A 19,705-nucleotide genomic window follows, 5' to 3' on the forward strand; every position below is an offset into this window, starting at 1 on the left:
GCCGGTGTCCATCATCGACCCCGGGCCGCATTACGTCTCCCCGTTCGGGGTGATTGTGGTGCTTGCGGATGAAGTGGGGCTTGGCGTCGTGTCACTTGGTGAGGGAGTCGGTGTGGGCGTCGGAGTAGGGGTCGGGGTCGGGGACGGAGTTGGCTTCGGCGTCCGCCGCCGGGTTGGAATCGCCGACGTGCTTACCGTAGCCGACCGTGACACCGTCGGCTTGACAGACTTCACCGGTTTCGGTGGTGGCGACGTCCGGGGCGTCGTCCGTGCCGGAGTGGGCGAGGACGCTGGTTCCCCGGTAGACGGCTCGACCGGCTGGGTCGGCCCGTTGTCCAGGCCGAGCTGGGGAAGGCCGCTCGCCGCCAGCGCGCCGAGGCCTACCGCCGCGGCGCAGCCGGCCGCGGCGACCAGGCCGATCGCGTTGCGCCTGCGCCGCCGGGTGTGCGGCGCGGTCGCCAGACGGGGCGTCGCGGGACGGCCGGACGGCGGGCGGCCGATGCGCGTGGGCGCCGGGGCGTCCGGGCCAGGCCTGTCGTACAGGCCCTCGTACGGCGGAGCGGACGGCTGCACGGACGGGTGCACGGGTCGCTGTACGGATGGCTGGGCGGACGGCGGCGCGGCCATGCCCGGGACCGCGTCCTGCGGCCGGACCGCCTCGCGGTGCGCGGTCTCGTGCTGGAGCGCCTCGCGCACCGCCAGGCCCGTCGGGTCGGTGAGCATGCCCAGCGCGGGGACGTCCGGCGTGGAGAGCGAGCCGCGCAGCACCATCGCGCGGTCGGCCAGCTCGCGCCCGCCCGCGGGCCGGTGCTCCGGGCTCTTCGCCAGCATCGCCAGGACGAGATCGCGCACGGGCTTCGGCACGGACTCCGGCAGCGGCGGCACCAGCTCGTTGAGATGCCGCAGGGCGATCGCCACCTGGTTGCCCCCGGTGAACGGCGGCTGCCCGGTCAGGCACTCGTACGCCACCACGCCGAGGGAGTAGATGTCGGTGGACGCGGTGAGGACGGTGCCCGAGGCCTGCTCCGGGCTGACGTACTGCGCGGTACCGAGCACGGTACCCGTCATCGTCATGCGGGCGCCCTCCAGCGCCCGCGCGATGCCGAAGTCGGTGATCTTGATCACGCCGGCGTGGGTGACCAGCAGATTGCCCGGCTTGATGTCGCGGTGGACGACGCCCGACCGGTGGGCCGTGTGCAGGGCCCGGGCCGTCTGGCCGATCACATCCAATGTGACCTCGGCGCTCAGCGTGCCGTTGCGGGCGATCACCGCCGCCAGCGACTCGCCGGGCACGAGCTCCATCACCAGGTAGGCGAGCTCGTCGTGCTCGCCGTAGTCGAAGACCTGCGCGATGCCGGGATCGGCCAGACCCGCCGTGATGCGGGCCTCGTTGCGGAAACGCTCGCGGAACTCCGGGTCGGCGGCCACGTGTCGGCGCAACAGCTTGATCGCGACCTCGCGGCGCAGCAGCCCGTCGGAGGCGCGCCACACCTCGCCCATGCCGCCGGCCGCGATACGGGCGATCAGCCTGTAGCGGTCGTTCAGCAGCCGCGGCGTCACTTGTTGAGCACCGCCTGCATGACGTCGTGTGCGATCGGCGCGGCGACCGCGCCGCCGGTCGCGTCGTTGCCCGCGCTGCCCGACTCGACGAAGACCGCCACGGCGACCTTCGGGTCCTCGGCGGGGGCGAAGGAGATGAACCACGCGTGGGACGCCTGGCCCTTGGCGGTCTCGGCCGTGCCGGTCTTGCCCGCCACGGTGATGCCGGGGAGCTGGGCGGCCTTTCCCGTGCCGTTCTGCACGACGCTGACCATCATCTGGCGGAGCTTGTCGGCGACCTCCGGGGTGACCGCCTCGCTCAGCTCCTCCTGGTGCGCGCTGTCGATCTCGTCGCCGTCCGGGCTCACGATCTTGTTCACCAGGTAGGGCTTCATGACCTTGCCCTGGTTGGCGACGCCGGCGGCCACCATCGCCATCTGCAGCGGCGTCATCTGGTTGCTCCGCTGGCCGATCGCGGTCTGGGCCAGCGCGGGCTTGTCCACGTCAGGGCCGATGTCGCTCTTGGTCACGCTCAGCGGGATGGCGAGCGGGGTGCCGATGCCGAACTTCGCCGCCTGCTCGTGCAGCTTGTCGTAGCCCATCTCCAGGGCCATCGTGCCGAACGCCGTGTTGCACGAGATCGTCAGCGCGTCGAGCAGGGTCGCGCGCCCGCCGCACGACTCGCCGTGGTAGTTGCGCAGGCCGATCGTGGTGCCCGGCAGTGGCAGGACGTCCGGCGCGTCCACGGTGGTGTTGACGTCCCGCGACTCGTCCTCACTGAGGTAGGCCGCCGAGGTGATCACCTTGAAGGTCGAACCGGGCGCGAACGTGTCCTGGATCGCCCGGTTGATCAGCGGCTTGTTCGGGTCCGCGGCGAGCTTGTCGTACACCCGCGCGGCCTTCGCCTTGTCCGGGGCCGCCATCGTGTTCGGGTCGTAGCTCGGCACCGACACCATGGTGAGGATCGCGCCGGTCTTCGGCTCGATCGCCACGACCGCGCCGCGCTTGCCGCTCTTCTCCAGGGCGCGGTAGGCGACCTCCTGGGCCTGCGGCACCAGCGTCAGGTCGACGGCGGCGCCGCGCGTCGGCTTGCTGGTGATCAGGTCGACGGTGCGGCGGACGAACAGGTCGGGGTGGGAGCCGTCGAGGTACTTGTTCTCGGCGCCCTCGATGCCCTGCGCGCTCTCAGGGGCGAAGAAGCCGATGACGGGCGCGTACACCTCGCCCTTAGTGTACTTGCGCTGGAACCGGAACGTGCCCCCCACGTCCACCGACTTCGCGAGCGTCTGGCCGCCCGCGGTGATCATGCCGCGCTCGTACTGGTAGCGGGCGTAGAACGTGCGCTGGTTGCGCCCGTCCGACCGCAGCCCGTCCGCCTTCACCGCCTGAAGATAGTTAATGTTGATCATCAGCAGGCCGAACATGAGGAAGCACGCCACCGAGGCCCGCTTGAGCGTGCCGTTCATCGCTGAAACACCTGCGTCAGTCCTTCGTCCTGGATGGCTTGCGGCGGCGGCCTACGCGCGGCATCTGACATGCGTACCAGCAGCGCGATAAGAATCCAGTTAGCCAGCAGGGCCGACCCGCCCTGGGACATGAACGGCGTCACCAGGCCCGTCAGCGGGATCAGGTTCGTCACGCCGCCGACGATGATGAAGACCTGCCAGGCCAGGATGAACGAGAGGCCGCCCGCGAGCAGCTTGCTGAACGGGTCGCGCGCGGCGATCGCCGTGCGCAGCCCGCGCTGGACGATCAGCGCGTACACCATCAGCAGCGCCATCAGGCCGGTCAGCCCGAGCTCCTCGCCGGTGGCGGCGAAGATGAAGTCCGAGAAGGAGAGCGGGATCAGTTGGGGGTGGCCCTGGCCGAGGCCGGTGCCGAGGATGCCGCCCGAGCCCATGCCGAACAGACCCTGCATGAGCTGGAGGCTGCCGCCGGGGAACCGCTCGTACAGGACCGGGTCGGCCGGGTTGAGCCAGACGTCGAAGCGGGCCCGGACGTGGCTGAAGATCTGCCCGGCCACGAACGCGCCGCTGAGGAACAGCGCGACGCCGATGAGCACCCACGAGGTGCGCTGCGTGGCGATGTACAGCATGGCGATGAACGCGCCGAAGATCAGGAGCGAGGTGCCGAGGTCCTTCTCCAGGACCAGCACGCCGACGCTGAACACCCACGTGATGAGCACCGGGCCGAGGTCACGGGCGCGGGGCAGGTCGATGAACAGCAGGCGCCGCCCCGCGAGCGCGAGGATGTCGCGCTTGGCGACCAGATACCCCGCGAAGAACACGACCAGCGACAGCTTGGCGAACTCGCCCGGCTGGATGGAGAAACCCCCGACGCCGATCCAGATGCGGGCTCCGTTGATCTCCTTGCCCAGGAGGGGCACCAGAGGGAGGATCAGCAGGCCGATGCCCACGAAGCCGGCGGTGTACGTCATGCGCTGGAGCGCGCGGTGGTCGCGCAGCACGATCAGCGTGACGGAGAACATGACGATGCCGACCGCGGTCCAGAAGAGCTGGTTGCTCGCGGAGGCGAGCTTCTCGGACTGCTCGATGCGGTAGATCATCACCAGGCCGAGCCCGTTCACCAGCGTGACCAGCGGAAGCAGTAGCGGGTCTGCCCAGGGGGCGAACTTGGCCAGCACGAGATACGCGGCGAGCATCAGCGCGCCCAGGCCCAGGCCGTAGCCCAGCATGCCCGCGGGCACCTGGTTGTTCAGACCCAGCCCGACGTTTGCGTAGGCCACCATGACGATCGCCACGGCGGAGGCGAGCATGACCAGCTGCGCCCCCCGCCTCTTGGCGGTCATGGGGACGGCCGCGACGTCGACGGCACTCACTTACGAGGACTCCGTAGCGGTGGGGGAAGCGGTCGGCTGGACGGCCTTCTGGTCGCCGAATTTGGCCTTCAAGTCGTCGATCCTCGTCTGCCCCGCTTTGAGGTCGGTTACCGGCATGCCACGCCGCACCTGGTCACGCTCCGGCTCGGGGATCGAGGACACCGACAAGCCGGTGCGCTTGACGACGGAGTTCAGTTGGATCGGTCCGATGGTGGTGCCCACCCCGCGAAACAACACTAGCTCGTCTCCGAGGGCCCCGACGTAGTACTGATCCTGCGTCCACCGCCAGCCGAAGTAACCACCCCCGCCCAGCAGGATCACCAGCAGCACGAGGACGGTCACCGTCGTCGGCCACATGCGCCGCCGCTTGACACGCCGCGGGGCGGCCACGGCGTTCGCCGGGCCGCCCACGGGTTCGTCGTCCAGGTCATCGTCCACGAGGACCGGCTGCGGGGCGGTGATCGTGGACGCCCGCCCCGCCGGAGTGTCAGGTGGCTGGGATCTCAGCCGGCTCGACCCCGCGGCCCCCACCACGGCGGCGTCACCCGCCACCACTTGGCCTTCCTCGATCTCGACGACATCGGCGACGATGCACGTGATGTTGTCGGGACCGCCCCCCCGGTTGGCCAGGTCGATGAGCTGGCGGACCACGGCGTCGGGTTCGTCGACCGTGGTCAGCGTGTGGTGCAGGGTCTCGGCGCTGACGACGCTGGACAGGCCGTCGGAACAGAGCAGATAGCGGTCGTTGACCTGCGCCTCGCGCAGCGACAGATCGGGATCGACCTCGCCGCTTCCGTCGAGGGCCCGCAGCAGGATCGAACGCTGGGGATGGCTCGCGGCCTCCTCCTGCGTGATCCTCCCGTCGTCCACCAGCGACTGCACCAAGGTGTGATCGTGAGTGATCTGGTACAACTCGCCGTTTCTGAGCAGGTAGGCGCGGGAGTCGCCGACATGGACCAGGGCGACCCGGGTTCCCGACCACAGCATGGCCGTGAGCGTGGTGCCCATGCCCTTCAAGCTGGGATCGCGACCCACCATCTCGTGCAGTTTGCGATTGGCGTCGCGCACCGCGGCCTCGATGGCACCGAGCAGGTCACCCCCGGCCGCGTCCCGGTCGAGGGACGACATTGCGGTGATGGCGACCGAGCTGGCCACCTCACCGTGAGCGTGCCCGCCCATGCCGTCTGCGACGGCGAGCAGGCGCGGGCTCGCGTACGCCGAGTCCTCGTTTCCTTCGCGGAGGAGGCCGACGTCCGAGCGGGCGGCGTAGCGGAGTGCGATTGTCATTTGCGCAATTCGATGACGGTTTTACCGATGCGGATCGGCTGGCCGAGGTGCACCGGAGTTGGGCGGGTCACTTTTGAGCGGTCAAGATAGGTGCCGTTGGTCGAGCCGAGGTCTTCCACGATCCACTGACCGTCCTGGGGGAACAGCCGGGCGTGCCGGCTGGAAGCGTAATCGTCGCTGAGTACCAGCGTGGCGTCATTCGCCCGACCGATAGTGATTGGCATCTCCGTGAGGTTGATGATGGTTCCTTGCAGGGGACCACCGGTTACGACCAGTTGCCGCGGCTCCCCCTTCTTCGGCTTGACCGGCTGACGGGCGGGCTTGGCCGGTTTGCGCACGCCTGCGGGAGCCGGTGCACGTGATCCGAACAAGTCTGTCCGGATCACTCCCACCGCGGCAATCACAAAGAACCACAGCACCGCGAGGAACGCGAGCCGGATCAGCAGCAGAGTGAGCTCGGACATGGACCGTCTGTCTACCCTTAATCGCGCCGGAACACCAGAGTTGTGCGACCCAACGTCACACGGGTGCCATCCTGGAGTTCGATCCGGCGAACCGGCTGGCCATTGACGAAAGTGCCGTTCGTGGAGCCGAGATCGACGAGGGCCACGGTCGGGCCCTCGACCCTGAGCTCGGCGTGGTGCCTGGAGACGCCCGGGTCCACCAGCCGCAGATCGCAGTCGGTGCCCCTCCCGAGGAGCGTCACGGGGGTCGTCAGCTCGTACGACCGCTGACCCTGCGGGTCGTCCTGAGTGGACACCAGCAGGCGCGGGTGGCCGCCGAACGCGGACGGCTTGCTCGGGGGCAGATCGCTCACCGGATGCCGGATCTCGTCCTGCTCCACCGTCGCGCCGCGGATCACGCCCGAGCGGATGCGGAAAAGCCCGACCGCCAGATCATCGGCGGTCTCGAAGCGAACCCGGACGGGACCGACGAACGAGTACCCCTGTTCCTTGGCGTACTCCCTGGCGAGGTTGGCCAGCTCGTGGCTGATGCTGTCGGCGTACACCTCCAGCCGCTCGGCGTCCGTCGTGGACAGCTCCACCACGAAGTCGTTCGGCACGAGAGTGCGGCCCTGCGCCACGATCGCGGCACGTTCGTCCATCTCGCGCTGCACCGCGCTGGCGACCTCGACCGGCTGAAGGTCAGACTTGAACGCCCGCGCAAAGGCCCCCTCAACCAAGCCTTCGAGCCTGCGCTCGAAGCGCTGAAGGACTCCCACCGGGTACCTCCCTTCCTCCATCGTCTAGGAGGATCGTATCCGGGTTCGGTGGCATGCACGGATCCGTGCTAGCCTTTCCACGCACTCAAAGAGGGCGAGTGGCGGAACGGCAGACGCGCACGGTTCAGGTCCGTGTGTCCGAAAGGATGTGAGGGTTCAAATCCCTCCTCGCCCACTCGGGCCCCCGTGTTCGAAGCTCTTCTAGCTTCTTCCCGGGGGCTTTGTGCTATCCCAGGGGGGCGACCCCCCTGGAACCCCCACGTCACTGCGCCGGGTTCGAAGCCTTGCGGCTTCGTCACCTTGGGTTCTTCGGCGCTTCCGGCCGAGCCTGGCGGCTTCGTTCCCTGCTTCGAGGGCTGGTGGCTTCATCACTTCGGACTGCAGGCCGCTGCTTCTGAGCTTGGGGTTCTTCATGGTGGTTTGGGGGGCTCCTGCGTGCCGGGTTGATTCTGGCTGGGCTTGGGGTGGGCTCTCCGCGTCTGGGGCTCTTTCGGGGGAGAGACGTCTTCTTCTTGGATCCCTCGCTTGTGGGCTTCGGGACGGCCGGGGGTGTCGGCCGGATTCTTTGGAGATTCTTAAGTTTCTTGCCGGTTGCTTTACCCGGATGTGTAGTGCGGGCGGCTTTCAGATCGCTTACGGGGCGCTTGCAGCGCTCAGGTGCCCGCCTAGGATGGCGGGCACCTGAGGGGCGTGTCAGCGGGGCTGGGCGGCGGGGCGCTTGCGGAGAGCCGCCGGGGTGCGCGTGTCGAGGAGCTCGCCCACGAGGTCGGTCAGGCTGACCAAGCCGGTGACGGCGCCGCTGGGGTCCGTGACGAGGCCCACGTGCGCGCGGGCGTCCTGGAGGTGGGCGACGGCCTCAGGGACCGTCGTGGACGGCTTCAGGCGCGGCACGGAGGTCATGAGATCTTCGGGCGGCGCGCCGGGGTGGGTCAGCGTGTCGCGGACGTGCAGCACGCCGAGGACGTCCTCGGGCGCGCCGCCGTTGACGAGCAGGCGCAGGTGGCCGCTCGCGGCCGCGACGTCGCGGACGAGGCCCTCCGGCGCGCCCGCGGGCACGGCGGCGGCCTCGGAGATCGGCACCATCAGCTTCTCGACCGGCTGCGACTGGACCTTCAGGGCCCGGGTCAGCAGGTCGTGCTCGGCCCGGTCCAGCAGGCCCATCCGTCCTGACTCGCCGACCAGCATGGCGAGCTGCGGCGGGGTCCGCGTGGTCGCGAGCTCGTCGCGGGGACGCACGCCGGCCGCGCGCAGCAGCCCGTTGGCGAGGCCGTTCAGCGCGGCCAGGATCGGCCTGGCGATCCAGGTGAAGCCGCGGAAGGGCAGCGCGAGCCCCATGGCGGCCCGCTCGGGGTGGGTGAGGGCCCACGACTTGGGCGCCATCTCGCCCACGACCATGTGCAGGAACGTGATGATCGCCAGCGCGATGACGTACGCGACGGCGGTCCGCATCGGCTCCGGAAGGCCGACCAGGCCGAACACCGGCTCCAGCAGGTGCTCGATGGCCGGTTCGGTGACCATGGCGAGGCCCAGGGAGCACAGCGTGATGCCGAGCTGGGCTCCGGCGAGCATGAGCGAGAGCTGGCGGCCGTTGCGCAGCGCGGCGCGCCCGGCGGCCCTGGCGAGGCTCCCGCCCGCGGCGGCCTCCTCCAGGCGGTGACGCCGGGCGGACACCACGGCGAACTCGGCCGCGACGAACAGGCCGTTGCCGATCAGCAGGACGACGCCCAGCAGGAGCGCGGTCGCGGTGTTCATCGGGACTCACCGCCCACGACGGCCGCGTCGGCCAGCCCGGGCGCGATGCGCACCCGGTCGGGGATCCTGCGCTGCACTCCGAGGACGGTGAGCAGCACGCCCTCCTCGGCCGGCTCGTCGTCCTCGAAGAGGTCGCGCTCGGTCACCAGGGGGACGGCCACCTCGTCGCCGGGCTCGGCCAGGCGGCCGAGGCGCGCCATGATGAGCCCGGCCACGGTGTCGTAGTCCTCGCTTTCGGGCAGCCGCAGGCCGGTCGCCCGTTCCACCTCGTCGAGCCGCAGCGTGCCCGGCACCTCCCATGTGCCATCGTCCTTGGCCACGGCCTCGGCGGCCTCGGGGTCGTTCTCGTCCATCAGCTCGCCGACGAGCTCTTCGGCCAGGTCCTCCATCGTGACGACGCCCGCGAGGCCGCCGTACTCGTCGATGACGCAGGCCAGCTCGCCGCCGGTCACGCGCATGCGGTCCAGCAGCGCGGGCAGCGGCAGCGTGGTCGGGACCAGGAGGGGTGCGGTGGCGATGCGCTCGATCGGCACCTCGCCGGGCTGCCCGCGCAGCAGCTCGCGCAGGCCCGCGACGCCCATGACGTCGCCGTCCGCGCCGAGCACGGGGTAGCGGGAGTGCCCGGAGGTCTTCAGGGCGCTCAGCAGGTCGGACACCGGACGGTCGGCGTGGAGGGAGACGACGCGCGGCCTGGGGACCATGACGTCCTCGGCGGTGCGGTCGCCGAACTCCAGGGCGCGCTCCAGCAGGTCGGACAGCCGTTCGGACAGGTCGCCGGCCGCCTCGGACTCGGCGATGATGCGCGACAGCTCCTCGGGGGTGGCGCCGTGCTCGATCTCCTCGACCGGCTCGATGCCGGCCAGGCGCAGCAGGCGGGTGGCCGCGGTGTCGAACAGCCGGATCACCGGGCCGGCCATGGCCATGTAGATCAACGTGGACCGGGACAGCCATTTGGCCACGGGTTCGGGCCGGGCGATCCCGAGGTTCTTGGGCACCAGCTCGCCGAGCACCATCTGGACGACCGTGGCGATGACCAGCCCGAGGGCCACGGCGATGCCGGGGACCGCGGCCTCGGGAACGCCCACAGCGGACAGGCCGGGGCGGATCAGCGGGGTGAGGGCGGGTTCGGTGACGAATCCCACGAGCAGCGTGGTCACCGTGATGCCGAGCTGCGCGCCCGACAACATGAACGAGAGCCTGCCGGTGACCTCGACGGCCCGGCCGGCGGCGGCGTCCCCGGCCGCGGCCTGCTCCCGGAGGGCGGACCGGTCGGCCGCGACGAACGCGAACTCCTGGGCGACGAAGTAGCCGGTCAGGAGGGTGAGAAGAAGTATGGCCGGCAGACCGAGAACCCACGTCACTGGTCTGCCTTCCCCGATTCAATGGGTCCCGTGCCGGAGCACGGGCAGGTACTCCACGGGTCGGGAGTAGACACGACTGTCCTTTCGCTAGAGGTCGTCGTAACGCTAACGGTCGGGCCCCGGCCAATGTTTCCCATGGGACCGCATTGGTGACTTAGTGTGACTTTGCATACTTTTGCATGAGAAAACCTTGAGCTACGGACGTCCCGCACGTGCGCGACGGCGTACTTTCGAAGCAAAGCTGTTCCAGCCACAGGACGGGGACGACGACGTGGGTGATTGGCCTGGTGAGCGGGCCGGGGGGTCCGACGAGAGCGGGTCACGCGAGGGCCCGACCCGTGCCATGCGGCGGCCCGGGGGGGCCAGCGGGAACGAACCGTACCAATCGGCCGCGGAGTCCTATTCGGCGGGCCAGCCCGCCCACCGCCTGCCGCAGGGTTCCGGAGGGCGGGCTCACGAGGACGACGAGGCGACCCGGCTGGAGGCGTATCCGGGGGGCGCGCCGTTCGCGGGCCCGGCGGACCCCTCGCGGGGGAAGGGCCGCGTGTACGGCAGGCCGAGGTCCGGGGAGGCGCCCGTCCGGCCGTTGTCCTCGGGGGGCCGGTCGAGGAACGACGACGGCGGGCCGCCGAGGGCGCGGTCGCCGCGCCGCACCGGGCGCATCGTGCTCAGGGTCCTGGTGATCCTGGTCGCACTGCTGCTCGTCCTCGCGACGGCCGGCTACTTCTGGATCAACTCGCGCATCAACTCGGTGGAGTCGCTCACCGACTACGACGGGCGCCCGGCGGCCACCCCCGGCGAGGACTGGCTGCTCGTCGGCTCCGACAGCCGGGCCGGGCTGTCGGCCGCGCAGCGCAAGAAGCTCCGCACCGGCAGCGCGGTCGGCAAGCGCACGGACACGATGATGCTGCTGCACATCCCGAGCGGCGGCGGGCAGCCCACGCTGGTCAGCCTCCCCCGCGACTCCTACGTGCCCATCGACGGGCACGGCAAGGACAAGCTGAACGCGGCGTACGCCTTCGGGGGGCCCACGCTGCTGGCCAAGACGGTCGAGAAGGTCACCGACATCCGCATCGACCACTACATGGAGATCGGCTTCGGCGGTTTCGTCGGCATCGTGGACGCGATCGGCGGCGTGAACATCTGCGTCAAGCAGAACATCAAGGACCCCAAGGCCGGGATCAACCTGAAGAAGGGCTGCCAGGAGATGGACGGCGGCACCGCGCTCGGGTACGTCCGCACCCGCAAGACCGGCGCACTGCCCGACTTCGACCGCACCCAGCGCCAGCGGCAGTTCTTCTCGGCCGTGGTCAAGAAGGTCGCCACCCCGGGCGTGCTGCTCAACCCGTTCCAGTCGATCCCGCTGGCGATGAGCGCCACCGACTCGGTCGCCGTCGACCCGGGGACGGGCGCGTTCGACCTGCTGTCCCTGGGCCTGGCGATGGGCGGCAGCCCGGTCACCACGGCCGTCCCGGTCGGCTCGCTGCCCACGATCAACGGCGCCTCCGTCGTCAAGTGGGACACAGAGAAGGCCCTGCGCCTGTTCAAGGCCCTCGCCGAGGACAAGCCGGTCCCGGAGGACGTCCTCACCAAGTAGTCGGGAAGCAGCCACGAGAATGCCGGCTGGGCCTCCTGGGACGCCACCTGTGCTTCCCGGGCCCGCCGGCTTCGCAGGACCGCCGGTCGCTCCCGTCCGCCGAGCCGGGACCGCAGGCCACGGACGGGCGGGCGGTGCGCCGTCGGTCTTGGTCATCCACAGGTGGGTTCGTTGTCCACAGGCCGCCGGGACCCCGGTGGGGGCGACCCGGCCGGTTCAGGGTCGCTGCCGGTTTCATGGCGTGGTGAGAGGTTAGTGTGAGGTCATGCCGGAGCTACCCGAGGTGGAGTCGCTGGCGGAGTTCCTCCGCGAGCGGGCCGTCGGCCGCTCGATCGCGGCCGTGGACGTCGTCGCCTTCCAGGCGCTGAAGACCGTCGATCCCCCCGTCACGTCCCTGCCGGGCCTGACGGTGACCGGCGTCACCAGGCATGGCAAGTTCCTCGACCTCGACGCCGACGGCGTCCACTTCGTCACCCACCTGTCCAGGGCGGGCTGGCTCCGCTGGCGCGACGACCTGTCCGGCGCCCGCCCGGTGCGCCCCGGTAAGGGCCCGCTGGCCGTACGGGTACGGTTCGCCCCCGACGACGAGGGCCTGCAGCCCGGGTTCGAGCTGACCGAGGCCGGCACTCAGAAGCGGCTGGCGGTGTACGTCGTCCGCGACCCGGCCGAGGTGCCGGGCATCGCCGCGCTCGGCCCCGACCCGCTGACCCCGGAGTTCACCCGCGAGACGCTGAAGCGCATCGTGAACGGCAGCCGTACGCAGATCAAGGGCCTGCTGCGCGACCAGAAGGTCATCGCGGGCATCGGCAACGCGTACTCCGACGAGGTGCTGCACGCGGCGAAGATGTCCCCCTTCAAGATCGCGGGCTCGCTGACGGACGAGGCCGTGGCGGACCTGTACGACGCGATCGTGGACACGCTGCGCACGGCCGTCGAGCGCGCGCACGGCATCGCCGCGAAAGACCTCAAGAGCGAGAAGAAGTCAGGTCTGCGGGTTCACGGCCGTACAGGCGAGGAATGCGCCGTCTGCGGTGACACGATCAGAGAGGTCTCCTTCGCCGACTCCTCCCTCCAGTACTGCCCGACGTGCCAGACCGGCGGCAAGCCGCTGGCCGACCGCAGGCTGTCGCGCCTGCTCAAGTAGGTCCGTGATGCGCCGCTGACCTGCCTTCTCGTGAAAAACGACGGTCTGTCATCGATGACAACGGTCCGTTAGCGGGCGGAATGGTCGCGTAACAGGGACAATGAAGGCATGACCGTCCCAGAGATCGATGCCAAAGCCGTGCCCGACGACGTCTTCCTGCTCGACGTGCGCGAGCTCGACGAGTGGCAGGCGGGCCACGCCCCGACGGCCGTCCACATCCCGCTCGGCACGCTGCAGCAGCGCGTCGACGAGGTCCCGGCCGGTGTCCCGGTGTACGTCATCTGCCGCGTCGGCGGCAGGTCCGCGCAGGCCACCGCGTGGTTGAACCACGTCGGGCGCGAGGCCGTCAACGTCGACGGGGGAATGTACTCCTGGGCCGCCGCCGGACGGCCGATGGTCGCCGAAAACGGAGCCCAGCCGTACGTCGCGTGACCCTTTGATGTAATAATCCAGTAAAAATCCATACCGCGGGAGCTCGGGCGAGACCGGGCTGAGAGGGCGGTTCCCGGCAGAACCGGGCGCCGCCGACCGCATGAACCTATCCGGATGGTGCCGCTACGGCCTTCCCCACCGCATACGGCGAGCTGCTTTGGTGTGGGTGCCGCCGTGGGGGGCCACGAGGTCGGTGACGCCAGTAAGTGATGCGGACGGCCCTTCGGTCAGGATGGAATCGGAGTTCGCGAAGCTTGCCACGGAGTGCCTGGTATATGGGCCTCGCTCCGCTCGGGCTGTGTTTTCAGGGCTGCCGCTGCTTCGGGATCGTCGTCGGGCCAGAGCCCTGGCCGGATTTCACCGTCCACCTGGCCCACGCGACCTTCCCGGGGCGGTTGGGCAGGGAAAAGACCCCGAACTCCCCGGCCAAGGCCGCCACGATCGCGAGTCCGCGCCCGTGGACGGATTCCGGCTCCGGGTCGAGCTGGTGGGGATGTCCCATGCCATGGTCGGTCACACGCACGCATAGAACACCGCGTGTCCGCCACAGGGAGAGCCGGATCGGTGGCGCGCCGTGGCAGATGGCGTTCGCGAGAAGTTCACCCACCACCAGGGCGACGTCATCGGCCAACTCTTCAAGAGTCCAGCGGCTCAACGCCCTTCGGACCTGCCGACGGGCGCCGGGCACCGTCGCGAGGTCGTGCGGAATGTCCCAACTGGCCGCGTGCAGCTTGCCAGGAATCGTGATCACGGGGGGTTCTCCGAAGTGGGATGGGCCACTGAGGCGGTTGCCGGTCGTGGCGAACGTCCGCTGTGTGGGGTGATGTCGCCGCCTCGGCTTCGCTCATCTGCTGGCGCAGTTCTCCGACGGTGCGGGCGATGACGATGAGCGCGACAGGTGTCGACCATGTGGCGACGGCGTAGAAGCGACGGGTCCCAACGCCGTACCAGATGACCCAGGCGGGGATCACCTGATCGAGTTGCTCCGCAGCCTCGCGCTGAACGACGTCCCACTTCCGTTGGCGCACGGGCACGGCCGCCGTACCGTGCCGATGCCGCCCTGGTGAGTCAGTCCTGCCCACGCCGACCGGACCGTGCCGCCGTCGTGAAGACCGCCCATGCCCCGAAGGGCGATCCTCTACCCGTGGCGGCCGTCGTGAGCCCGTCCAGGCATGACATGGGGATGATTTCGCTGAGTCGATTAGCCATGCACGGAAAGTAGCCATGCGCGAGGGCGTCGATGGGGACAACCTGTCCCCGTGCTCATGCGGCCGGAAAGACTCCCATGTCCTCGGCCAGCTTGACGGCCTTGGCCTTGAGGGTGCCGGTCGATCGGCGGATGAGTTCCACGGTGACGCCACGCGTCAGCGGGGAGAAAGGGGTGCCTTCAGGAGAGGTGGTCCAGGCGCGGAAGAGGAAATGGTGCGCCTGTTCGAGGTCGCGGCGCTGGAGGTGGCCTGCCGCGATCTCCCCGAACAGCCGCCCCTGGCGCTCACGGGAAGGGATGTCCTCAGGCTTGATCGGCTCGGCCCTCCTGACCGCTTCGCCGTAACGGCGCAGTTCGGCGGCCACGCTGACTCCGTGGAGGGCGACGTTGGCCTGTCCGAAGACGGTCTGAGGATGGGCATATCCCCCGGGCAGAGCATGCGCCACCGATTCGGCGGTGTCCCAGTATCGCCAGGCCGTGCCATCCTGCCCCTGGTACGCGGCGCTGATGGCCATATGCAGACACAGGCTTCCATACAGGCCCGCCACGTCGTCGTCGCCTTCCACGCGCGCACGCACGTCGTTCGCCGCGCCATCGACGATCCGGAAGGCGGCATCGGCGTCCGTACCACGCAGAACGTGGCCGTACGTCCAGGCCGCGAACGCCAGGCTCACCGGCTCGTCGGCCGCCTGGGCGGCGCGCACGGCTCGGTCGGCGATGACCCGGGAGACCTCCGGCTCCACCAGGTCCACGGCGAGATGCTGCGCCAGCCCGTAGGCGCTCGCCAGCCCGGCCTGAGCGGTACGGCGCTCGACGCCGTCCAGGACAATGGCCGCGTCCTCGATCTCCGAGATGAGCCCGGGGAGGACACCGGCGACCGCCGTACGGTTGCCCGGGAGCGTGTGCCAGGCGATCCACGCCTGTCTTACTCGCGCGAGCAGCGCGGGCACGTCGAAGTCGGCCGCGTCGCGGGACGCCGGGCGGAGCGACGTCACCTCCACGATCTCCCGTACCGCGGCGACGCTCGGATGGTGCGGGGCATCCCAGGTACTGACCGGAATCGGCGTATCACCGTCGATGAGAAGCGAGAGGTCATCCACACGAAGAACGTGCGCCAGGCGGATCAGCGCGGGAACGGACACCCCTCGCTGCCCGGCCTCGATCTTCTTCAACCAGTCCGCCGAGTACCCGACCAGCCCGGCGAGCACCGTGCGACTCATTCCCCGCTTTTCACGCATATGCCGAATACGCTCACCCGTACTCAAACTCGGCGGAACATCCATGACATCCTCCAGCGCGAGGCGGGCCGCAGGTCCACAGCCAGCCTACGGCTCACCACCCAGGCCGGGGACGTAGATAACAAAGCACGTGGCGACGTCCGTGGTACCGAACGCTCGATCAATCGAACCTATGGAACACGTGCCGACATGCGTCCAAACGAGGACTTCGTCCTGGCTGCATCACGGGCCGCCGTGCTGCTGGACGATGCCGGAGGCCCGTCCGAGTTGGGATCTGGCTGTATCCACGGCATGCCGTGGTATGTCGAAAACGTTGGCATTCGAGTCGTAAACGAGTTGACTGCTAATCCGGACGCTCCGCCTGCCGACGTTCTTGCTAATAGCATCGCGCGGGTAGCCGAGCTGCATATGGGGGCATATGGGGACGTGTGACCTTCAGAATCCCGGATCTCCATCGGCGACGGTCGCTCTTACTCCGGCAGCGTGAGCAGAATCTTGACTATCTCGTTCTTCCGGACGCGGTCATCGTCCCTGATGGCGTCGATGGCGTTCAAGCTGTCCGTGATCGCCGTATTGAAGATATTGCACCTGAAATTTGTGCTGCTATGAGCAAACTACGTACGGGGACAGAATCCAGGACGCTGGCTACAGCGCGCGGGTCATCGGAAGTGATGTCCGTGGCGAACTCGCCTTGGGGCGGGTGCTGGGTCTCCAGCTGGTCGAGGAGCTCTTCGAGCGCTTGAACACGACGTTCTGCTTGGCGGGCTCGGCCGCGGGCTAGTTCTAGTTGCTGGGTAAGGTCGGCGACCTCTTGAAGGTATTGAGTTCGGTCGTGATCCCATGCTGCTCGGAGACGGTCGTTCTCCATGAGTAGGTCCTGGAGGCTTCGGGTGCGTTCTGTGAGCTGCTGTTCCAGGGACTGGGCGTAGCGTTTGGACTCGTGCCAGCTCGTGACCGCGATCTCTAATTCGTCGTTGGCCCTCCGAACTCGGTACTCGTGCGGATGGGCAACTTTGAGAGCGGTCATCTGAAGCTTGAGCAAGTGTGCCCGGACATCGTCGGTCACGGGGGTACCCGCACTTGCGCGTAGGGTTAGAATCTGGTCTAGGAACCACCGGTCGGCAGGGACGCGTTTTCCGTTCAAGTACCGGGACACGGTGCCCTTGTCGATCGGATTAAGCCGACAGAAGAGGCTGATCGACATACCCAGCGCGGTGAACTGAGCGCGCAGTTCTCCTGCCCAGGCCATTACCTGCGGGCTCAGCTCCGGGCTCAAGGGTGCTAACTCGACTGGACGGCGGGCGATCTCGTTCACCTGCCCATCATCACCGTCCTGGGACGCTACCCGCGACAAACCGCACCCTTTGGTCGTGTTGCCAACTGTCTGCAACGCCCGTCTGATGCCGTTGCAGTGCGGCGCAACCCCTATGGATTCTGGCTTTCTAGAACCGAGCAACCACTACCCCGCCTCGCCGCCGCGCGGCGATATAAAGAGAGGAATCCTCGTGACCCGCCCGGTTCACTCAACCTCCCCGCTCCTCACCGTTCGTGCCGCCCTGATCTTGGGTCTGTCCCTGATCACGGGTGCGGCCGCTGGCGTCCTGACTTACTGGGTCACAGGCTCGGTCGCTGGGTCGATCCTGGGCGCGGGTGCCGCTACGGCGGGTGCGATCGGGCTGCTCAACCAGATCATCAGCAACACCACGAACGACAACGGTGACTAGCTAGGCGCCGTCAAGAACGACCCACAAGCCAACCCCTTTGAGGGCACGGCCTTTGCTAAGTCGGCTCATGGGAGGTGATGACTCCCAGGTCGAATACGACGCGGAACGAGGCGCTGGTGGACCTATCTCGGTTGCGTGGCTCGCTCCCACCTCGAAGGCACGGGTCCAGGATGTCGCTGGCGGTCCGTACAGCTGGAGAGTACAGCTACCTCTGCGGACTCGGCTGTACTCCGGGGACGTGGGTGGACGGCAGGGTGGGACGTCAGTGATCCGCCCCCCTGTGGCCAGAAGGGCTGTGATGAGGCAAGATGAGGGCGCTAACTGCATAAGACAACGCGGGAGCTCGGGGGACCGGGCTGAGAGGGCAGCTACGCCGCTGCCGACCGCATGAACCTGTCCGGGTAATGCCGGCGTAGGGAGTGTGCGATGTCGTCCATCGTCGACGAAGTCCCTCTGACCCTCGACGAGGCTCCGCCGAAGACGCTGGGGGCGCTCGACCAGGGCGCGTTCTGGGCCAATCTCGGGGTCAGCCTGCTCGGCTTCTCCGGGGCGCTGTACCTGCTCGACCCGCTGGGCGGCCGGCCGCTGAGCCTGGCGGCGGCCGTTCTCGCGGCCGTCGTCGGCAGCCTCGTCGGCACGGTGATGGTCGGTCTGGCGGCCGTTCCCGGGGCGCGTACCGGCGCCCCGGCGATGGTCCTGCTGCGCGGCCTGTTCGGCGTGCGGCTGTCGTACGTCCCGACCGTGCTGAACATCGTGCAGATGCTCGGGTGGGGCGCCTTCGAGCTGTGGGTGATCGCCACCGCCGCCCAGGCCGTCTTCGGTGACGCGGTTCCGTACCAGGTCTGGGTACTGGCGGCGGGGGCGCTTACGATCGCGCTGACCATACGCCCGCTCGGGGCGATCCGGCTGCTGCGCCGGTTCGTGACGGCGGGCGTGGTGGTCGCCATGGTGTGGCTTGCCGTGGCGCTGCTGCGCGAGGGGCCCTCACTCGGCGCCGGGAGCTGGGACGCGTTCGCGCCCGCCGTCGACTACGTGATCGCGCTGTCGGTCTCGTGGGTCCCGGTCGCGGCCGACTACGCGCGGCACTCGCGCTCCAGCCGCGCGGCCTTCGGCGGCGTGGTCGGCGGGTACACGATCGCGCAGGTCGCGTGCCTGGTGATGGGCGTGCTCGCGCTGTCGCTGGTGGGCAACGACGCCGACCGGGTCTGGGAGGCGTTCGTGGCCGTGCCCCTCGGGGCCGTGTTCTTCGGCGTCCTGGTGCTGCGCGAGGCCGACCAGTCCTTCGCCAACGTGTACTCCACGGCGATGTCGCTGCAGAATCTGCTGCCCCGGGTGGACCGGCGCGTCTTCTCGATCGGTGTCGGGGTGCTGACCACGGGCGTCGCCCTGTTCGTGAACGTCAACTCCTACGGGGCGTTCCTCGGCGTGATCGGCGCGGTGTTCGTCCCGATGTTCGCCGTCCTGGCCGTCGACTACTTCCTGCTCGGCGCGGCCGGCCGCTGGGACACCTCGGAGGACGCGCCCTCCCGGTGGCTGATGATCGTGCCGTGGGTGCTGGGCTTCGTGGCGTACTGGCTTGTGACGGTGACGCCGACGGTGGGCTGGTGGGACGCGGCCTGGGCGGCGGTGCGCGACGCGATCGGGTTGGCGCACCAGCCGTGGATGAACGCGGCGCTGGCGGCGTTCGTCGTCTCGGCGCTGGTCACGCTGGCGCTGGGCCCACTGGCGCGCCTTCGAGGCGCAGCAGGTGCTCCTTCGCGGCCGGCCCGCCGGCGTACCCCCCAAGATGCCCAGGCGCCTCGATCGCCCGGTGACACGGCACGATGACGCACACCGGGTCGGCGGTCAGCGCGTTGCCGATGGCGCGCAACGCCTGCGGGCGGCCGATCCGGTCGGCGATCTCCTGATATGTCGTGACGCTGCCGTACGGCACCGCCATCGTCATCTGGAGCACCGTGCGGGCGAACGGCGTGGCCAGCCGCAGGTCCACTGGGGTCGTGAACGCCCGCAGCCTGCCCGAGAAGTACGCGTCGAGCTCGCGGCGGATCGGGTCGAGGCGGCGGGGGTCGTTGCCGATGAACGTGCCGATCTCGCGGGAGACGCGCGCGAAGACGACGTGCTCGTCCTCGTAGCTGCACGCGGCCACGCCGCGCGCGGTGACGGCGAGCGTCATGCGGCCGACGGGGGTGTCGGTCATGCCGAAGGCGATGTCGGGCGGGGTCTCGCCGACGTAGCCGGGAGAGGTCACCCGCACCAGGGCGTCGAGGTCACCTGTCGTCATCGCCCCATCCCTCCCGGTCCCGCTACCGGCAGCGTAGCGGAGTGCGGCCTCCTACCGGCCACGACGTAGTTGGCGAAGTCCA

The 19,705-nt window shown here is 69.1% G+C and carries 17 protein-coding genes, 1 tRNA gene, 1 pseudogene and 1 riboswitch; of the genes and pseudogenes, 6 read left to right on the forward strand and 13 right to left on the reverse strand.

Annotated features, from left to right (window positions below; genetic code table 11):
- Positions 1-30: 30 nt before the first annotated feature.
- Genes AB0M95_RS01675 through AB0M95_RS01700 form a run of 6 tightly spaced genes read right to left on the reverse strand, consistent with a single transcriptional unit; the run spans position 31 to position 6,887 of the window.
- Positions 31-1,560, reverse strand: a complete 1,530-nt coding sequence (locus AB0M95_RS01675) for a protein kinase (RefSeq protein WP_363758086.1) — start codon at positions 1,558-1,560, stop codon at positions 31-33.
- The gene (locus AB0M95_RS01680) at positions 1,557-3,005 is read right to left on the reverse strand and encodes a penicillin-binding protein 2 (protein WP_363758088.1); all 1,449 of its coding nucleotides are present in this window, start codon (positions 3,003-3,005) and stop codon (positions 1,557-1,559) included. The genes AB0M95_RS01675 and AB0M95_RS01680 overlap by 4 nt, the downstream gene beginning before the upstream one ends.
- Positions 3,002-4,348 (reverse strand): FtsW/RodA/SpoVE family cell cycle protein, encoded by a 1,347-nt coding sequence (locus AB0M95_RS01685; protein ID WP_363758422.1) that lies wholly within the window; start codon positions 4,346-4,348, stop codon positions 3,002-3,004. The genes AB0M95_RS01680 and AB0M95_RS01685 overlap by 4 nt, the downstream gene beginning before the upstream one ends.
- Positions 4,349-4,378: 30 nt before the next feature.
- Positions 4,379-5,665, reverse strand: coding sequence for a Stp1/IreP family PP2C-type Ser/Thr phosphatase (locus tag AB0M95_RS01690; protein ID WP_363758090.1), 1,287 nt, complete (start codon positions 5,663-5,665; stop codon positions 4,379-4,381).
- Positions 5,662-6,129 (reverse strand): FHA domain-containing protein, encoded by a 468-nt coding sequence (locus AB0M95_RS01695; RefSeq protein ID WP_358526631.1) that lies wholly within the window; start codon positions 6,127-6,129, stop codon positions 5,662-5,664. The genes AB0M95_RS01690 and AB0M95_RS01695 overlap by 4 nt, the downstream gene beginning before the upstream one ends.
- A 17-nt stretch (positions 6,130-6,146) precedes the next feature.
- Entirely contained in the window at positions 6,147-6,887 is a 741-nt protein-coding gene (locus AB0M95_RS01700) for a DUF3662 and FHA domain-containing protein (protein ID WP_358526629.1), read from the reverse strand.
- 92 nt (positions 6,888-6,979) lie between these two features.
- On the opposite strand from AB0M95_RS01700, the gene AB0M95_RS01705 reads away from it, so the two are divergent.
- A tRNA-Leu gene (locus tag AB0M95_RS01705) sits at positions 6,980-7,062 on the forward strand.
- Between the two features lie 518 nt (positions 7,063-7,580).
- On the opposite strand, the gene AB0M95_RS01710 is transcribed toward AB0M95_RS01705, so the two are convergent.
- From AB0M95_RS01710 to AB0M95_RS01720, 3 genes are all read right to left on the reverse strand, one after another.
- Complete coding sequence (locus AB0M95_RS01710) at positions 7,581-8,639, reverse strand: hemolysin family protein (RefSeq protein WP_363758093.1); 1,059 nt, start codon at positions 8,637-8,639, stop codon at positions 7,581-7,583.
- Entirely contained in the window at positions 8,636-10,000 is a 1,365-nt protein-coding gene (locus AB0M95_RS01715) for a hemolysin family protein (protein ID WP_363758095.1), read from the reverse strand. The genes AB0M95_RS01710 and AB0M95_RS01715 overlap by 4 nt, the downstream gene beginning before the upstream one ends.
- 453 nt (positions 10,001-10,453) lie before the next feature.
- On the reverse strand, positions 10,454-10,663 hold the full coding sequence (locus tag AB0M95_RS01720) for a hypothetical protein (protein ID WP_363758097.1): 210 nt from the start codon (positions 10,661-10,663) through the stop codon (positions 10,454-10,456).
- 1 nt (position 10,664) lies between these two features.
- On the opposite strand from AB0M95_RS01720, the gene AB0M95_RS01725 reads away from it, so the two are divergent.
- The 3 genes from AB0M95_RS01725 (at position 10,665) to AB0M95_RS01735 (ending at position 13,173) form a co-directional block, all read left to right on the forward strand.
- Complete coding sequence (locus AB0M95_RS01725) at positions 10,665-11,597, forward strand: LCP family protein (RefSeq protein WP_363758099.1); 933 nt, start codon at positions 10,665-10,667, stop codon at positions 11,595-11,597.
- Positions 11,598-11,862: 265 nt separating this feature from the next.
- Positions 11,863-12,741, forward strand: coding sequence for a DNA-formamidopyrimidine glycosylase family protein (locus AB0M95_RS01730; RefSeq protein ID WP_363758101.1), 879 nt, complete (start codon positions 11,863-11,865; stop codon positions 12,739-12,741).
- A gap of 108 nt (positions 12,742-12,849) precedes the next feature.
- Complete coding sequence (locus tag AB0M95_RS01735) at positions 12,850-13,173, forward strand: rhodanese-like domain-containing protein (protein ID WP_363758103.1); 324 nt, start codon at positions 12,850-12,852, stop codon at positions 13,171-13,173.
- A 304-nt stretch (positions 13,174-13,477) separates the two neighbouring features.
- Here AB0M95_RS01735 and AB0M95_RS01740 read toward each other — a convergent pair whose 3' ends face one another.
- From AB0M95_RS01740 to AB0M95_RS01750, 3 genes are all read right to left on the reverse strand, one after another.
- Complete coding sequence (locus AB0M95_RS01740; RefSeq protein WP_363758105.1) at positions 13,478-13,924, reverse strand: ATP-binding protein; 447 nt, start codon at positions 13,922-13,924, stop codon at positions 13,478-13,480.
- Positions 13,925-14,436: 512 nt separating this feature from the next.
- Positions 14,437-15,663: a helix-turn-helix transcriptional regulator gene (locus tag AB0M95_RS01745; protein ID WP_363758107.1), complete on the reverse strand. Its 1,227-nt coding sequence runs from the start codon at positions 15,661-15,663 to the stop codon at positions 14,437-14,439.
- A 505-nt stretch (positions 15,664-16,168) separates the two neighbouring features.
- A complete protein-coding gene (locus tag AB0M95_RS01750) occupies positions 16,169-16,933 on the reverse strand; it encodes a hypothetical protein (protein ID WP_363758109.1) in 765 nt (254 codons plus the stop codon).
- A 190-nt stretch (positions 16,934-17,123) separates the two neighbouring features.
- Here AB0M95_RS01750 and AB0M95_RS01755 point away from each other — a divergent pair, with 190 nt between their 5' ends.
- A complete protein-coding gene (locus tag AB0M95_RS01755; protein ID WP_363758111.1) occupies positions 17,124-17,342 on the forward strand; it encodes a hypothetical protein in 219 nt (72 codons plus the stop codon).
- A gap of 325 nt (positions 17,343-17,667) precedes the next feature.
- A riboswitch (TPP riboswitch) is annotated at positions 17,668-17,778 on the forward strand.
- Positions 17,769-19,169: a cytosine permease gene (locus AB0M95_RS01760; RefSeq protein ID WP_363758113.1), complete on the forward strand. Its 1,401-nt coding sequence runs from the start codon at positions 17,769-17,771 to the stop codon at positions 19,167-19,169. It overlaps the preceding riboswitch by 10 nt.
- Here the strand turns inward: AB0M95_RS01760 and AB0M95_RS01765 are convergent.
- A pseudogene (locus AB0M95_RS01765) lies at positions 19,129-19,623 on the reverse strand (methylated-DNA--[protein]-cysteine S-methyltransferase); the annotation flags it as partial. The gene AB0M95_RS01760 and the pseudogene AB0M95_RS01765 sit on opposite strands and share 41 nt — an antisense overlap.
- Positions 19,624-19,705: the final 82 nt, after the last annotated feature.

Origin of the sequence: Sphaerisporangium sp. NPDC051017 (genome assembly GCF_040683095.1) — a bacterium.
GTDB lineage: Bacteria > Actinomycetota > Actinomycetes > Streptosporangiales > Streptosporangiaceae > Sphaerisporangium.

Excerpts from the sequence above, each read along its gene's own strand:
- AB0M95_RS01695 (WP_358526631.1), bottom strand. The coding sequence starts at position 6,129 with ATGTCCGAGCTCACTCTGCTGCTGATCCGGCTCGCGTTCCTCGCGGTG.
- AB0M95_RS01685 (WP_363758422.1), bottom strand. The coding sequence starts at position 4,348 with ATGACCGCCAAGAGGCGGGGGGCGCAGCTGGTCATGCTCGCCTCCGCC.
- AB0M95_RS01710 (WP_363758093.1), bottom strand. The coding sequence starts at position 8,639 with ATGAACACCGCGACCGCGCTCCTGCTGGGCGTCGTCCTGCTGATCGGC.
- AB0M95_RS01730 (WP_363758101.1), top strand. The coding sequence starts at position 11,863 with ATGCCGGAGCTACCCGAGGTGGAGTCGCTGGCGGAGTTCCTCCGCGAG.
- AB0M95_RS01745 (WP_363758107.1), bottom strand. The coding sequence starts at position 15,663 with ATGGATGTTCCGCCGAGTTTGAGTACGGGTGAGCGTATTCGGCATATG.
- AB0M95_RS01735 (WP_363758103.1), top strand. The coding sequence starts at position 12,850 with ATGACCGTCCCAGAGATCGATGCCAAAGCCGTGCCCGACGACGTCTTC.
- AB0M95_RS01690 (WP_363758090.1), bottom strand. The coding sequence starts at position 5,665 with ATGACAATCGCACTCCGCTACGCCGCCCGCTCGGACGTCGGCCTCCTC.
- AB0M95_RS01720 (WP_363758097.1), bottom strand. The coding sequence starts at position 10,663 with ATGCGCCCGGTGCGGCGCGGCGACCGCGCCCTCGGCGGCCCGCCGTCG.
- AB0M95_RS01760 (WP_363758113.1), top strand. The coding sequence starts at position 17,769 with ATGTCGTCCATCGTCGACGAAGTCCCTCTGACCCTCGACGAGGCTCCG.
- AB0M95_RS01680 (WP_363758088.1), bottom strand. The coding sequence starts at position 3,005 with ATGAACGGCACGCTCAAGCGGGCCTCGGTGGCGTGCTTCCTCATGTTC.